This is a genomic window from Ruegeria sp. A3M17, assembly GCF_003318255.1.
Lineage (GTDB): Bacteria > Pseudomonadota > Alphaproteobacteria > Rhodobacterales > Rhodobacteraceae > Ruegeria.
Window position 1 is genome coordinate 1 of record NZ_QOCF01000020.1, and the last position, 13,401, is coordinate 13,401.

At 56.6% G+C, this 13,401-nt stretch carries 12 protein-coding genes and 1 tRNA gene; 7 read left to right on the forward strand and 6 right to left on the reverse strand.

Annotated features, from left to right (window positions below):
* Positions 1–209: 209 nt before the first annotated feature.
* Positions 210–824 carry a protein-methionine-sulfoxide reductase heme-binding subunit MsrQ gene (gene msrQ / locus DS906_RS12005; RefSeq protein ID WP_113790405.1) on the reverse strand — a complete coding sequence of 205 codons (615 nt, stop codon included), beginning with the start codon at positions 822–824 and terminating at the stop codon, positions 210–212.
* Positions 825–828: 4 nt separating this feature from the next.
* Complete coding sequence (msrP, locus tag DS906_RS12010; protein ID WP_113790406.1) at positions 829–1,731, reverse strand: protein-methionine-sulfoxide reductase catalytic subunit MsrP; 903 nt, start codon at positions 1,729–1,731, stop codon at positions 829–831.
* Positions 1,732–2,066: 335 nt separating this feature from the next.
* Here msrP and DS906_RS12015 point away from each other — a divergent pair, with 335 nt between their 5' ends.
* Both DS906_RS12015 and DS906_RS12020 read left to right on the forward strand, forming a co-directional pair.
* A complete protein-coding gene (locus tag DS906_RS12015; protein ID WP_113790407.1) occupies positions 2,067–2,882 on the forward strand; it encodes a cyclase family protein in 816 nt (271 codons plus the stop codon).
* Between the two features lie 130 nt (positions 2,883–3,012).
* A complete protein-coding gene (locus DS906_RS12020; protein ID WP_113790408.1) occupies positions 3,013–3,939 on the forward strand; it encodes an SAM-dependent methyltransferase in 927 nt (308 codons plus the stop codon).
* A gap of 69 nt (positions 3,940–4,008) precedes the next feature.
* On the opposite strand, the gene clpB is transcribed toward DS906_RS12020, so the two are convergent.
* A complete protein-coding gene (gene clpB / locus DS906_RS12025; RefSeq protein WP_113790409.1) occupies positions 4,009–6,627 on the reverse strand; it encodes an ATP-dependent chaperone ClpB in 2,619 nt (872 codons plus the stop codon).
* A 127-nt stretch (positions 6,628–6,754) separates the two neighbouring features.
* The gene (locus DS906_RS12030) at positions 6,755–7,075 is read right to left on the reverse strand and encodes a hypothetical protein (protein ID WP_113790410.1); all 321 of its coding nucleotides are present in this window, start codon (positions 7,073–7,075) and stop codon (positions 6,755–6,757) included.
* 149 nt (positions 7,076–7,224) lie between these two features.
* Here DS906_RS12030 and pyrF point away from each other — a divergent pair, with 149 nt between their 5' ends.
* The gene (gene pyrF / locus DS906_RS12035) at positions 7,225–7,944 is read left to right on the forward strand and encodes an orotidine-5'-phosphate decarboxylase (RefSeq protein ID WP_113790411.1); all 720 of its coding nucleotides are present in this window, start codon (positions 7,225–7,227) and stop codon (positions 7,942–7,944) included.
* A 307-nt stretch (positions 7,945–8,251) separates the two neighbouring features.
* Here the strand turns inward: pyrF and DS906_RS12040 are convergent, their stop codons facing one another.
* The gene (locus tag DS906_RS12040; RefSeq protein ID WP_113790412.1) at positions 8,252–8,659 is read right to left on the reverse strand and encodes an NUDIX domain-containing protein; all 408 of its coding nucleotides are present in this window, start codon (positions 8,657–8,659) and stop codon (positions 8,252–8,254) included.
* An 88-nt stretch (positions 8,660–8,747) separates the two neighbouring features.
* Here DS906_RS12040 and DS906_RS12045 point away from each other — a divergent pair, with 88 nt between their 5' ends.
* Positions 8,748–10,001, forward strand: a complete 1,254-nt coding sequence (locus tag DS906_RS12045) for a DNA polymerase IV (protein ID WP_113790413.1) — start codon at positions 8,748–8,750, stop codon at positions 9,999–10,001.
* Positions 10,002–10,003: 2 nt separating this feature from the next.
* Here DS906_RS12045 and DS906_RS12050 read toward each other — a convergent pair whose 3' ends face one another.
* Complete coding sequence (locus DS906_RS12050; protein WP_113790414.1) at positions 10,004–10,864, reverse strand: N-formylglutamate amidohydrolase; 861 nt, start codon at positions 10,862–10,864, stop codon at positions 10,004–10,006.
* A gap of 149 nt (positions 10,865–11,013) precedes the next feature.
* Between DS906_RS12050 and DS906_RS12055 the strand changes: the two genes are divergently transcribed.
* From DS906_RS12055 to DS906_RS12065, 3 genes are all read left to right on the forward strand, one after another.
* Positions 11,014–11,088 (forward strand) — tRNA-Val (locus DS906_RS12055).
* A 93-nt stretch (positions 11,089–11,181) separates the two neighbouring features.
* Positions 11,182–11,307: a type B 50S ribosomal protein L36 gene (ykgO, locus tag DS906_RS12060; RefSeq protein WP_005648635.1), complete on the forward strand. Its 126-nt coding sequence runs from the start codon at positions 11,182–11,184 to the stop codon at positions 11,305–11,307.
* 199 nt (positions 11,308–11,506) lie between these two features.
* Positions 11,507–13,372, forward strand: coding sequence for an AMP-binding protein (locus DS906_RS12065; RefSeq protein ID WP_113790415.1), 1,866 nt, complete (start codon positions 11,507–11,509; stop codon positions 13,370–13,372).
* The last annotated feature ends 29 nt before the right edge of the window (positions 13,373–13,401 follow it).

The following is a 13,401-nucleotide window of genomic DNA, read 5'->3' on the forward strand; positions in this document are numbered from 1 at the left end:
AGCAGCGCCGGTGAAGGGGGTTCTAAGGTTTACCCCGCAAAGCCGCAAGCAGAAAATACGATAAACTTTCAAAAAGCCGAAGAATCTTATTTCTTCGTTCAAAAACAATAGTTTGCAAACCGGAAGTGTTTCCAAAGAAAGCAGTCAGTATAGTAACTGGCGGCGAATCCGGAACTTTAGACAGAGTTACCAACAGACTCAGCACCGAGTCAGGCGGAATCGGCCGTACGGAACCGAGTCAGCAGGCCAGAAACCGGAATGCGCAGCAGAATCAGGCTAACGATCAGAGACAGGTAGACCAGCGGTTCGATCTGAAATCCTTTGGCAAGCATAACATAGTGCACCCCACCCAGAATCGCGGCGGGAAAGACAAGCCGCTGCAGGATGCGCCAACGGGCCCCCAATTTGCGCAGGGACAAGTTGTTTGACGTTACAGCCAGCGGGATCATCAGGATAAACGCTGCCATGCCGACTGTAATATAGGGACGCTTCAAGATATCCGCCCAGATCTGGCTGGGAAGCTGCACGTCCAGAACCAGCCACACCAAAAGATGCAGGCTGACATAGGCAAAGGTCAGCACGCCCAGCGCCCGGCGAAACTTGAGCAGGTTCAACCCAACAAACCGCCGCAGCGGAGAAATTGCCAACACGACGATCAACAGTTGAAGCGCCAGTTCGCCGTACCGGTGTTCCAACGCCTCAATCGGATCCACGCCCAAACCGCCGGTCAGCCCCTGGTAAAACAGCCAGGGGGCCGGAAGCGCCCCCAGCAAGTAGACCAGCCGCACCGGAATGCGGCGCAATATCTGATTCAGCGTCTGCATGGTCTTAGTAGAATTCCTTCAGATCCATACCGTCGTAAAGTCCGCCGACCTCTTCTTCGTAACCGTTGAACATCAGCGTCGGGATACGCTTGGCAAAGAGACCGCCGCCAATCTGACGTTCCGATGCCTGCGACCAACGTGGATGATCCACGTTGGGGTTCACGTTACTATAGAAGCCATATTCGCGCGGGGCAGACATGTTCCAACTGGTGGGCGGCTCGACATCCGAAACGGTGATGCGGACAATCGACTTGATGGACTTGAAACCATATTTCCACGGCACCACCAGACGCAGAGGCGCGCCGTTTTGGTTCGGGATAGGTTTGCCGTAGATACCGGTCGCCATGATCGTCAGCGGGTGCATCGCCTCATCCAGGCGCAAACCTTCCCGGTATGGCCATTCGAGGATCGGGAACTGAACGCCCGGCATCTCATCGGGTCGGTATGCCGTTTCAAACGCCACGTACTTGGCGCCTTCTTGTACGCCAGCCATATTCAGAAGGTCCGCCAGCTCAAAGCCATTCCACGGGACCACCATCGACCAGGCCTCGACACAGCGGAATCTGTAGATGCGCTCTTCGACCGTCATCTCGGACATGATGTCCTTGAAGTCATATTCACCCGGTTTGTCGACCAGACCATCGATCGTGACGCTCCAGGGTTCGGTCACCAGAGTATGCGCATATCTTGCGGGATCTTCCTTGCGGGTCCCGAATTCGTAGTAGTTATTGTACGAGGTGATCTCTTCCCAGGTGTTGGGTTCAAGAGCTTCCTGCGCCGCTGCCGGTCTGGCCAGCCCCGCCAATCCTACACCCGCCAGGCCGGCCATCACCTGCCGCCGATTCAAAAACGCCGCCTGTGGCGTGACGTCGGCATGTGTCAGTGTATTGGTCCAGCGATGCGCCATTTAAGTCTCCTTGGTAAGCTAGCCTGAGATTCCAGATAATCCGCTGATACCACACCGCCAAGGCAACATACGTCACGATTGGGAGAAGAGACTGTAACGATTCACGCCAAGTCCATACCAAAACACCTTAGACATCCCCTAGGGCGAATTGGGCAAAACCGTTAGCACCTGTCACGCCAAGTTGATCGCGCCATGCCCAATACGGGCGGAATACTCGGACCTTCAATCTTTACAACTGCTTCACGCAACTTGCAGTCTTGTCGTCAGGATTGGCCAACAGGCCCTTAGATCCGCTGTCCACCCGATTGTCGGGCAAGACTAAAGGGAGAAGACGAATGTGTGACATCTGCGTGATGAACGCGGTCAAAGACCGTATGCTGTCTAGAAGAGGGTTCTTCAAAGCCGCCGCCGCCTCTGGTGTGGCTGTTGCCGCGACTGGGGCCAGTGCACCAATTGCCCTGGCCGCTGACGTCGGCAAGATTGAGGACATGACCCACACGCTCAGCGCCGATTTCCCAACCTATTTTGGCGAGCCGGGATATGCGTCCGAACAGGTTTTCAATTTCGGCGAACACGGCTTTAACCTGCAGCGCCTGACGGTCAATGAACACACGGGCACCCATATCGACGCGCCACTGCACTTTTCGGCGGACGGTGCCTCGGTGGATGAAATCCCGGTATCCGATCTTGTCGCGCCACTGTGCGTCGTCGACATCGCGGCCCGGGCCGCCGAGGATGCTGATACGCTGCTGACCCCGGATGATCTGAAGGCATGGATGTCTGCCAACGGTGACATTCCGGATGGCGCTTGCGTGGCCTTGTATTCCGGTTGGGCCGCCAAAGCCGACAGCGACGCATATCGCGGTTTCGACGGGCAGGCACAACATTACCCCGGCTTCCACCCCGAAGCCGCAATGATGTTGATCGAAGAATCCCGCGCGCGCTCTATTGCATCAGACACGCTGTCCCTTGACCACGGTATTTCGACCGACTTCGCCACCCATTATGCATGGCTGCCCACGGGACGTTTCGGGATTGAGAATATCGCCGGTCTGGATCGTGTGCCGGCCGCTGGCGCGACGATTGTGATCGGTGCGCCTAAGCATGCTGGTGGCACCGGAGGACCCGCGCGTATTTTCGCGATGATTTAATGAAGTGGCCCGCCTGCCTGGCGGGCTTAATTTCCCAAAAGCTGGTTACATTGACGGGGTGATCTGAACTCTGCTGGTTGTCAGGGTATTCAAACTCTGTTCCTGTGAATGCAACCACCGTGAGTTTCATATGTTTTATGTTCCGCAAAGCTCAATTCCCGGACTAAGCCGAACCGCCCTTGGGGTTTGCGCCTTTTGCGCCTTGGTAAACCGTAACCCGACATACCGACGCGTATTCTACGACCCATTTGCCGAACAGCTATTTCGAAACGGGTCGGTGGAAGGGCCCGAGGTCCTGGACCAGGCAACCGATTGGGACGCCGTACTTAAATTCGCCGATGATCGCGCGGTGGCTCGTCGCCTTGTCGCGTCGGTCCTTTGGCGCAAGACGTTCATGCAAAGCCGCGCGCTTACTGCAATCAAGAATGGTGTACATCAGATCGTTGTGCTTGGCGCGGGCCTCGATACGCTGGGCCTGAGGTTATCCAACAGTCACAGACATATTCCGGTGTTCGAGGACGACCGCCCCGAAACCATCGAAGCCAAGCGGTCGTTGGTCAGTGCCAATTTTGGCGTACCGCCAAACGTTCGATACACTGCGGTTGATTTCTCCCGTGAGACAACTCTCGATAAGTTGCAGTCCCTCGGCTACGACCACGAAATGGGCACAGTCTTTATTGCCGAGGTTTCGCTGGAATATGTGGCACCGCCCGAAGTTGCAAATGTATACGCAATGATCCGGTCAAATGGCGCGAAGGAAACGCGATTTCTGACGACCTACGCTTCGACCGCTGCAGCATCGCAAGCGCAACAAGAAGTCGATAGTATTGGGAAGGCCGTGGCCGGGGTCGGTGAACCATTTCGTTTCAACATCTCGCCTGATGAGGTTGGCACCTACGCGACCCAACAAGGGTTTTCTGTGCTTGAGCATATATTTGGGCGCAAAGGGACCGAAAGCTATCTGGCCGAGCTGGGGTTGGGTCCAGAGACAATGGATTTTCCGATGAACGCTCTGGACGTCTCCTCGTTTTCTCTGGTTCAGTTGCGACCTGCCTGAACAGCATACTTTTGGGGCTACAATCACAAATAAAAAAAGGCCCGCCAATTGAGCGGGCCTTTGTTCGGATCAATGCACCACGGCATCATCAGGCCGCGGACGCTCTGACGTGCCCAGTCGGTCGCCAATGATCAAGCCATCGGGTCCGGCGGTTACAGGGACGGTTTCGCCGTCCTTGATCTCACCAGCAAGCAGCGCCTCGGCCAGCGGGTTTTGCAAGGCACGCTGGATCACCCGCTTGAGCGGACGGGCACCGAAGACCGGGTCATAGCCCTCGTCGGCAAGCCATTCCTTGGCGGCGCCATCCAAGACCAGCTCGATCTTGCGGGCGGCCAAGCGTTTCTGCAAACGCGCCATCTGGATATCGACAATGCCATCCATATCTTCCCGCTTGAGCCGGTCAAAGATGATCGTCTCATCCAGACGGTTCAGGAATTCAGGCCGGAAATGCGCCCGGACCGCGTCCATCACGTCACGCTTGGCTTGCGCGCTGTCCGCACCTTCGGGCAACTGGCTCAGCGCCTGAGAGCCGAGGTTCGACGTCAGGATGATCAACGTCTGCTTGAAGTCCACGGTACGGCCCTGACCATCGGTCAGAACGCCATCATCCAGAACCTGCAACAGCACGTTGAACACATCCGGGTGCGCCTTTTCGACCTCATCGAACAGCACGACCTGATAGGGCCTGCGCCGCACGGCTTCGGTCAGCACGCCGCCTTCGTCATAGCCGACATAGCCCGGAGGGGCGCCGATCAGACGGGCAACCGCGTGTTTCTCCATGAACTCGGACATATCGATACGCACCATCGCGTTGTCGTCGTCGAACAGGAAGTTCGCCACGGCTTTGGTCAGCTCGGTCTTACCTACACCCGTGGGCCCGAGGAACAGGAACGAGCCCAGCGGGCGGCCTTCGTCGTTCAGGCCCGCACGCGCACGACGTACAGCATTGGCCACAGCAGTGACCGCCGCATCCTGACCGATCACGCGGGAATGCAGATCGTCTTCCATCCGCAGCAGCTTCTCGCGCTCGCCTTCCAGCATCTTCGAGGTCGGGATACCGGTCCAGCGTTCAACCACCGAAGCGATCTGTTCCGGACGCACCGTTTCCTCAGCCATCATCTGGCTGCTTTCGGCATTTTCGGCCTCGGTCAGCTTTTTCTCAAGCTCAGGAATGACGCCGTAAGACAGCTCACCCGCTTTGGCGAGGTTGCCTTCACGCTTGGCAATCTCGAGATCAGCGCGCGCCTTGTCGAGCTGTTCTTTCAGATCGCGCGCACCAGCCAGCTTATCGCGTTCAGCCTGCCACTGGGCAGTCATCTCGGCAGATTTCTCCTGCAGATCGGCCAGATCCTTTTGCAAGGTTTCCAGACGGTCCTTGGAGGCCGCATCATCTTCGAGATTCAGCGCCTGTTCCTCGATCTGCATCTGCAGAATCTGGCGATCCAGTTGATCGAGTTCCTCGGGCTTGCTGTCCACTTCCATCCGCAAGCGAGCCGACGCTTCATCGACTAGGTCGATGGCTTTGTCGGGCAGGAAACGGTCGGTGATATAGCGATGCGACAAGGTCGCCGCAGATACCAACGCCGAGTCCGAGATGCGCACACCATGGTGTAGCTCGTACTTTTCCTTGATGCCGCGCAGGATGCTGATCGTGTCCTCCACAGTCGGCTCCTGCACCACAACCGGCTGGAACCGGCGCGCAAGGGCCGCGTCTTTTTCCACGTATTTGCGATACTCATCCAGCGTGGTCGCGCCGATACAGTGCAGCTCACCTCGCGCAAGCGCGGGCTTGATCAAGTTGGCGGCGTCCATCGCGCCATCGGATTTACCAGCGCCCACCAATGTGTGCATCTCATCAATGAACAGGATGATTTCACCGGCGGCCTCGGTGACCTCGGTCAGAACAGCCTTGAGGCGCTCCTCGAACTCACCGCGATATTTCGCACCAGCGATCAGCGCACCCATGTCGAGCGCAAGCAGTTTTTTATCTTTCAGCGATTCCGGCACGTCACCGTTGATAATGCGCAGGGCCATGCCCTCGGCAATCGCAGTTTTACCGACGCCGGGTTCCCCGATCAGAACCGGGTTGTTCTTGGTGCGACGCGACAGAACCTGCATCGAGCGGCGGATTTCCTCATCCCGCCCGATGATCGGGTCGATCTTGCCCTCAGCCGCAGCCTCGGTCAGGTCGCGCGCGTATTTCTTGAGCGCGTCATAGCCTTCTTCCGCCGATGCGGTGTCAGCAGTGCGGCCCTTGCGGATGTCGTTGATCGCCTCGTTCAGTTTCTGGGCGGATACGGCGCCGGCTTCCAACGCCTCTTTGGCTTTGGATTTCACCATGCACAGCGCCATCAGGACACGTTCGACGGGGACAAAGCTGTCGCCTGCCTTGGTGGCAATCTTTTCGGCTTCGGCAAAAACCTTGGCAGTCTGGCCATCCATATAGATCTGGCTTGCGTCGCCGCTGACCTTCGGAATCTTTGACAACGCAGCGTCCAGCGCTTCGACCACGCGGGTCGGCGCGCCGCCAGCGCGTGTGATCAGGTTGCTGGCCAGCCCCTGATCGTCATCCATCAATGCTTTCAAAAGATGTTCGGGCATTAGTCTTTGGTGCCCCTCGCGCAGCGCAATGGTTTGCGCCGCCTGCACGAATCCTCGTGCCCGCTCGGTGAACTTGTTCAAGTCCATAGTGTTCTCCTTTTCCTAAGCGCCCTGAATGTGATGCGCCCGCTTGGCGGCACGCGTCGGTCTGGGCCTCACATTCAATCTGGGAAATATCTTTGCCCGTTCAAGAGGCTGGAACGCAGATTCAGACTTATCGTCGAGGTATGGAGTAGACGGTGTAGCCTCCGGTCTGCGCCACCTCGCGCGCGGCGTACATGTCCACCAGCGATAGCGCGGCGTCGCTGCCTGTTGGGCAGGAAACAAGGTCTGCTGCATCATCCAGAAAGTTGACCGTGAACGACGTCTCACCCGTCAATTGGCAGTCATCGTCGGTCGAACGGTATCCCCCCACCAAACGCAAGTTGTCATTTGTCGGAGATTTGATGACCGTATCTGCCGCCTCATTTTCTAATGGCATATCCTGACATCCCACCAAGGCCAGAATAAACCCAACACAAAAAAGCTGTTTCATAGTTTCCCCATCGAAAATTCTTGTGGATGGTCGGCACCATATCACAGTTGGCCCAAAGCTGCGTGATCTCGATCACCCGCGCGCCCCGCATGGACACAGCCGCCCGAAACCGCTAGGACGCAGACGTTTGCCAAATAGGAGCCTGCCCCATGTCCGATGATCGCCTGATTGTTGCCCTAGATATTCCCAACGCCCTACAGGGGCTGGCCATGGCCGAGCAATTGGGCGACAGCGTTTCCTTCTACAAGATCGGGCTGGGCATGCTGACCGGTGGCGGGCTGGCATTAGCCAATGAACTGAAACAGGAACACGGCAAGCGCATCTTTCTGGACATGAAGCTGTTCGATATCGGCAACACGGTCGAAAACGCCGTTCGCGGGCTGGCGCAGTTCGATCTGGATTTCCTGACGGTGCATGGTGATCCGCATGTGGTTCGGGCCGCGAAAGAAGGGGCCGCTGGCAAAGACCTCAAGATTCTGGCCGTTACCATCCTGACCTCGCTGAACCGCGACGACCTGGATGCCAGCCTTCTGAAAGAGGGCGACGTGCAGGATCTGGTGGTCGAACGCGCTGCACGCGCGCTTGAGGCTGGTGCCGACGGCGTCATCGCCAGCCCGCAAGAAGCCGCGCTAATCCGTGCCCTGCCCCAGGCCGAAGGTCGCCTGATCGTGACCCCTGGCGTCCGCCCCGCAGGTGCCGCGCTTGGTGATCAGAAACGCGTTGCAACACCCGCAAATGCCGTCGCAGATGGCGTGGACCACATCGTCGTGGGCCGACCTGTCTATCAGGCCGAAAACCCCAAGGCCGCTGCTGAAGCAATCCTTGCTGAATTGGCCTCACCGCAAGCAAAAACACCATACAGAACTTAAATCTCAGCACTCAGCGGGACAAATTTTTTGGGGGTTGATGCCAGGTGGTTGCACCAGCATAGGCAAATTTTATCGAGTTCTACGGCTCAAGCAGTTGACCTTACGTCACTTTTTGCCATTTCCGCGCCAAATCGTCCCTGTGCCCCAAAACACACATCAGATATGCGAGTTTTGGCTGTGTGACCTAGATCCTATCTAAATCCCGGAATTTGCGCGATTCTGGAGGCGTGATACTCCCCGCGGACCATCTCTTCCTGAGGTCCGTCACCTCCCCCCGCCAATCGCGGGGGGTCTTCTTCTGAAAACCTCACATGTCAAAAGGCGGCCGACCTTGGGTCAAGTAATGACGTAGGCGGATTACAAAATTCGGCACCGCCAGCGCATTATCAAGGTACATCTCCGGCGCCATCAAACACCATCCCTGCCCCTCATCGCCAAACCTGATCAGGTTGACGTCGCTGGGTGGCCGGTGTGCTGCGAAGAACCAGTTTTGCCCATACATGCGCGTCCAGACGAAATCAGCCTTGACGAGGTGCAGCCCAACTTCTTCCAGTGTTTCGCGCCTGACGCATTGCAGCGGCGTTTCTGACCCTTCGCGCCCGCCGCCGGGAAAGTCGAAATGGCCCGGGAACGGGATGTCCTTCTTGTCGTCCCTTTGAATGACCAAAAGGTCTGATCCAAGAAACAGTGCGACCTTCGCCCCCGTGAACTGCATGAGCGCTTTCTCTTTGCTGCCCGACCGGATAAATTTTAGCCAGTAACACCTGATATGACAAAGCGTTTAAAATTGAGATGTAAAGGTAATGCCCGCTTTATGCCGCGACTGCTTTTCGATTTTGGAACAGGAAGCGCGTTGCCCTTCCTGCGGAAGCCCGCGGATCAAGACCCACCCTGAGCTGTTCGACCTGTCCATCGCGCATATGGATTGCGACGCCTTTTATGCCTCGGTCGAAAAGCGGGACAATCCTGAACTGGCCGATAAGCCGGTGATCATCGGGGGCGGCAAACGCGGTGTCGTGTCAACCGCGTGTTATGTGGCCCGTATTCGTGGGGTTCGCTCTGCGATGCCGATGTTCAAAGCCTTGCAACTGTGCCCGGACGCCGTTGTCATCAAGCCTCGCATGTCGGTCTACGCCGAGGTGTCACGACAGATCAGGGTCATGATGGACGAATTGACCCCCGTGATCGAACCGCTGTCACTGGACGAAGCATTCATGGATCTGTCCGGCACGCAGCGACTGCATGGCGCGCCACCTGCGGCCATGCTGGCAAGACTGGTTAAGCGGATGAAGGACGAGCTGGGCGTAACAGGCTCGATCGGTCTGTCGCACAACAAGTTTCTAGCCAAGGTCGCCTCTGACCTGGACAAGCCGCGTGGATATTCAGTGATTGGAAAAGCTGAGACCGCCGAATTTCTGTACGACAAACCGGTGCGCCTGATCTGGGGTATCGGACCAGCGGCACAGGAATCGCTGGATCGCGCAGGCATCCGCGCCTTCTCGGACCTATTACGCTGGGATCAGGAGGCACTGACAGCCCGGTTCGGATCAATGGGATATCGGCTGTGGCATCTGGCGCGCGGACAGGACAAACGGCGCGTCTCTTCGCATGAGCCGATGAAGTCGATCAGCAACGAGACCACGTTTTTCGAGGATACGGCCAGCCTGGACATCCTTGACGGGCATCTGTGGCGCATGTCCGAAAAAGTTGCGGATCGCGCTAAAGCCAAAGGGCTGGCCGGACGGGTCGTAACCCTGAAACTCAAACAAGCAAACCACAAGGTCATCACCCGACGTGTCTCGTTGCGGGACGCCACTCAGATCGCGGACCGCATCTACCGCACGGCCCGTGGGCTGTTTGATCAGGTCGGCGACAAAGGGCCATATCGTCTGTTGGGTTGCGGAATTTCCGATCTGTGCCCCGAAGATCAGGCGGACATCTCGGGAGACCTTTTGGATCCCGACGCGTCAAGACGGTCTCAGGCGGAACGCGCTACGGATGAAATCCGGCGCAGATTCGGAACTGATGCGATTGTCAAAGGCCGGGCTTTGCGCTGAGGTTACTCAGCCGCCAGTCGCAACGGATCGCGGCCAATACCCGAGATTTCCCGAATGACCTGCCGCAATACGTTCTGAAACGCTGCGAAATTGCCGTTCGGCGCGATTTTGACTTCATCCATGTAAAGAGAGCGGTCGATCTCAATCTGGATAGCGTGCTGATTGCGTCCGGGCCGCCCGTACGTCTGTGTCACGTAGGCGCCGGCGAAAGGCGCGTTGCGCGCCACGATCAGGCCCGCCGAGGCAAACGCGGATTCGATCCGGTCCACAATATCGGCCGAAGCCGAAGCGCCAAACCTGTCACCCAACACGATCTGCGGGCGCTGGGACGTGGACGTGCTGGCCATCGAAACCGCTTCATGCGGCATCGAATGGCAATCAATCAAAATGGCCTGACCAAAAGCGGCGTGCGATTCGGTCAGCAGCGACTTGAGACGCGCATGATAAGGACGCCAGCAGGTGTCGATGCGCAGACGCGCCTCGTCCATCGTTAGCTTGCCGCGATAGATTGCGCGCCCATTGGCGACGACCCTGGGAATCACGCCCAGCCCCGAAGCGACACGCGGGTTATGGCCGTGGCGGCGCGCGCCCTGGATCAAAGCCGGGTCCAGCTCCTCAGCACTGCGGTTAAGATCCAGATAGGCTCTTGATTTTGTCGCGGATATCAAGGGCGCACCATGGTCAGTCGCTGCGGAAAACAACTGATCCACGAATGCATCTTCCGAAGATCGAATCACATTCTGGCTCAGAACCGTCCGGTTCAGCATCGCTTCGGGGTAGTTCCGGCCACTGTGAGGAGAAGAAAATACAACGCAAGACGTGCGCTTGACGGGCATATCCAATACGTAAGCAGCGTTCTTCATGGTGACTCCTTGTTCGCATTGAACATAGACCGGAAAATAGTTCTACCAAACCCCTTGAACCCCTTTGCGACTCCTTTTATAGACCCCGCTACCGGCGCGGGGTTCCGCGCCCCATTTCGTTATGGGGCAGGGCAACGCAAAGGTTAAGTGGGCGGTTAGCTCAGCGGTAGAGCACTTCGTTGACATCGAAGGGGTCACAAGTTCGATCCTTGTACCGCCCACCATCTATTCACTGTTTCGGGTCTGACCCGGGACACCCGCAAACCCAGGCGCTGGCCACGTCCTTGATGAAGGCGCCGCAGATTGGAGACAGACCCATGAAGGTCAAGAACTCGCTCCGCTCGCTCAAGAACCGGCACCGTGATTGCCGTGTTGTGCGTCGCAAAGGCCGCGTCTACGTGATCAACAAGACGCAGCGCAAGTTCAAAGCTCGCCAGGGCTAAGAACTGAACACTACCAAATCTTTAAGCCGCGCTTTCGAGCGCGGCTTTTTTGTTGGCGATGTTAATGTCTGCTATGCGGGACAAAGCGGCCTTTCGTAGATTGGCTTGTTTTTGTGCTTTATCTTGTATGTTGGTGTTGCAAAGTTTGGCTGCTCGACCAAAGCTCAGGTGACACTTTCCTGAAGTTGAAGGAGATCCCATGGTCAATCTGGGCACACAGCCGATCAGGACTCAAAGTGATATTTCTGAGTTCGAAGGAGAAATGACGCTTGAAGAGCGTTTACCTGAACAAAGCATCTTGGATGTCTTTATCAACAGCGTTGACCGCGATCCTGATGCGACTGCGCTGACAATGCTGATGACCGGAACTGAAGACGAAGAACCGCGTCGTGTGACCTATAAACAGTTGCTGGGACAGATAATGCGCGCTGCAAATCTGTTTGCAGCGATTGGAGGTGAAGCACCGGGCGTTGCGTTTATGCTGCCCGCTTTGATTGAAACCCACGTCACTTTGTGGGGAGCAGAAACGGCTGGGTACGCTGTTCCGATCAATTTTCTTTTGCAGCCTGAGAGCATAGCAGAACTTCTCAAAGCCTCCGAGGCAAAGATCCTTGTTGCTCTTGGCCCTCATCCACAGCTGGATATTTGGGAGAAAGCTCTAGCAATGAGGGAGCAGGTTCCGGGCCTCGTACTTGTGCGCATTTCTCCGCCGGGTACACTGCCCGAAGAAGGAGTTATTGATCTTGCCGGTGCTTTGATGGCCCAACCTGATGATCATCTGACTTTTGGGGAGGCGCGCAGGGGTTCAGATCTGGCGGCCTATTTTCACACCGGGGGCACAACTGGTGTACCAAAGCTTGTTGCGCACACCCACCGCAGCCAGCTGGTCGCAGCATTCGGGGGAGCTGTCATGTGCGGCTTTCGCTCTGATGATGTATTTACCGCTACTTTTCCTCTTTTTCACGTCGCCGGAACGATTGTCGGCGGTCTCAGTTGCTTTATGGCAGGCGTTGAACTGCTCGTCATGACTCCTGCCGGTCTGCGAAACCCAGCAGTTGTCGCAAGCTTTTGGCGTCTTGTCGCAGAATACAAGGTTACAATTGTTGGCGGCGTACCAACTGCTATTGGGGCGATCTTGCAAACGCCAATTGGCGATCATGACATCTCGCACGTGCGGGCGGGCGCGACTGGCGCTTCATTGCTACCGCCTGCGGTCGGGCAGAAGTTCAAGGAAGTGACCGGCTGCACTCTTTTTGAAATTCTGGGCATGACGGAAGCTTCCGGATTGATCAGTATCGATCCACTCTGCGGTACGGGTACTGCAGGTTCAGTTGGCTGGGCGTTACCTTACACAAATGTCGACGTTCTCAAGCTGGAAAGCGATGGTGGTCTTGGAGCGGTGTGTGAGATTGGCGAAATCGGTGTTGTAGCCATCAAAGGTCCTCACTTGTCGCCCGGTTACAGCGTTCCAGAATTCAACAGCGAGGTGTTCATAGACGGTGTCCTGAATTCGGGCGACTTGGGGTACAAAGATGCGAATGGGTCCCTTTATGTTGCCGGACGCTCCAAAGATCTGATTATCCGAAGCGGCCACAATATCGATCCGGTCATGATTGAGAATGCGATGAGTACCCACCCTGCTGTCGCGTTGGCAGCAGCGGTCGGCATGCCCGATCCTTATGCCGGAGAACTGCCGATATGTTTCATTCAGGTCCACACATCCGATGAGGTTACCGTTGAAGAACTAATGGCACATGCTCAGAACACTATCGATGAAAGACCAGCTTGGCCGAAGATCATTAAGATTGTTGATGAGATACCGCTGACGTCAGTCGGCAAAATCTTCAAGCCAAGTCTGCGGTGCGATGCTGCAAAGCTGGTAGTATCAAATCTGCTTCGTGAACAACTGAAGTTGCCCGACGCTTACGTGCAAGTGGAGGCGGGCGGGTCACGCGGACTTTGCGTCACAGTGTGCCTTTCTGAGACAGACGCGTCGTCTAGGTCCAGCGTTGAACAGAAGCTTCATGACTTCCTTTTCGAAACGCGCGTTGAAGTGGGATCGTAGGGGACAACTCTCAACACGGCTCAAATTGC

Bases quoted from the DNA above. Each gene is read 5' to 3' on its own strand.
- msrQ (WP_113790405.1), bottom strand. From the start codon at position 824: ATGCAGACGCTGAATCAGATATTGCGCCGCATTCCGGTGCGGCTGGTC.
- msrP (WP_113790406.1), bottom strand. From the start codon at position 1,731: ATGGCGCATCGCTGGACCAATACACTGACACATGCCGACGTCACGCCA.
- DS906_RS12015 (WP_113790407.1), top strand. From the start codon at position 2,067: ATGTGTGACATCTGCGTGATGAACGCGGTCAAAGACCGTATGCTGTCT.
- DS906_RS12020 (WP_113790408.1), top strand. From the start codon at position 3,013: ATGTTTTATGTTCCGCAAAGCTCAATTCCCGGACTAAGCCGAACCGCC.
- clpB (WP_113790409.1), bottom strand. From the start codon at position 6,627: ATGGACTTGAACAAGTTCACCGAGCGGGCACGAGGATTCGTGCAGGCG.
- DS906_RS12030 (WP_113790410.1), bottom strand. From the start codon at position 7,075: ATGAAACAGCTTTTTTGTGTTGGGTTTATTCTGGCCTTGGTGGGATGT.
- pyrF (WP_113790411.1), top strand. From the start codon at position 7,225: ATGTCCGATGATCGCCTGATTGTTGCCCTAGATATTCCCAACGCCCTA.
- DS906_RS12040 (WP_113790412.1), bottom strand. From the start codon at position 8,659: ATGCAGTTCACGGGGGCGAAGGTCGCACTGTTTCTTGGATCAGACCTT.
- DS906_RS12045 (WP_113790413.1), top strand. From the start codon at position 8,748: ATGCCCGCTTTATGCCGCGACTGCTTTTCGATTTTGGAACAGGAAGCG.
- DS906_RS12050 (WP_113790414.1), bottom strand. From the start codon at position 10,864: ATGAAGAACGCTGCTTACGTATTGGATATGCCCGTCAAGCGCACGTCT.
- ykgO (WP_005648635.1), top strand. From the start codon at position 11,182: ATGAAGGTCAAGAACTCGCTCCGCTCGCTCAAGAACCGGCACCGTGAT.
- DS906_RS12065 (WP_113790415.1), top strand. From the start codon at position 11,507: ATGGTCAATCTGGGCACACAGCCGATCAGGACTCAAAGTGATATTTCT.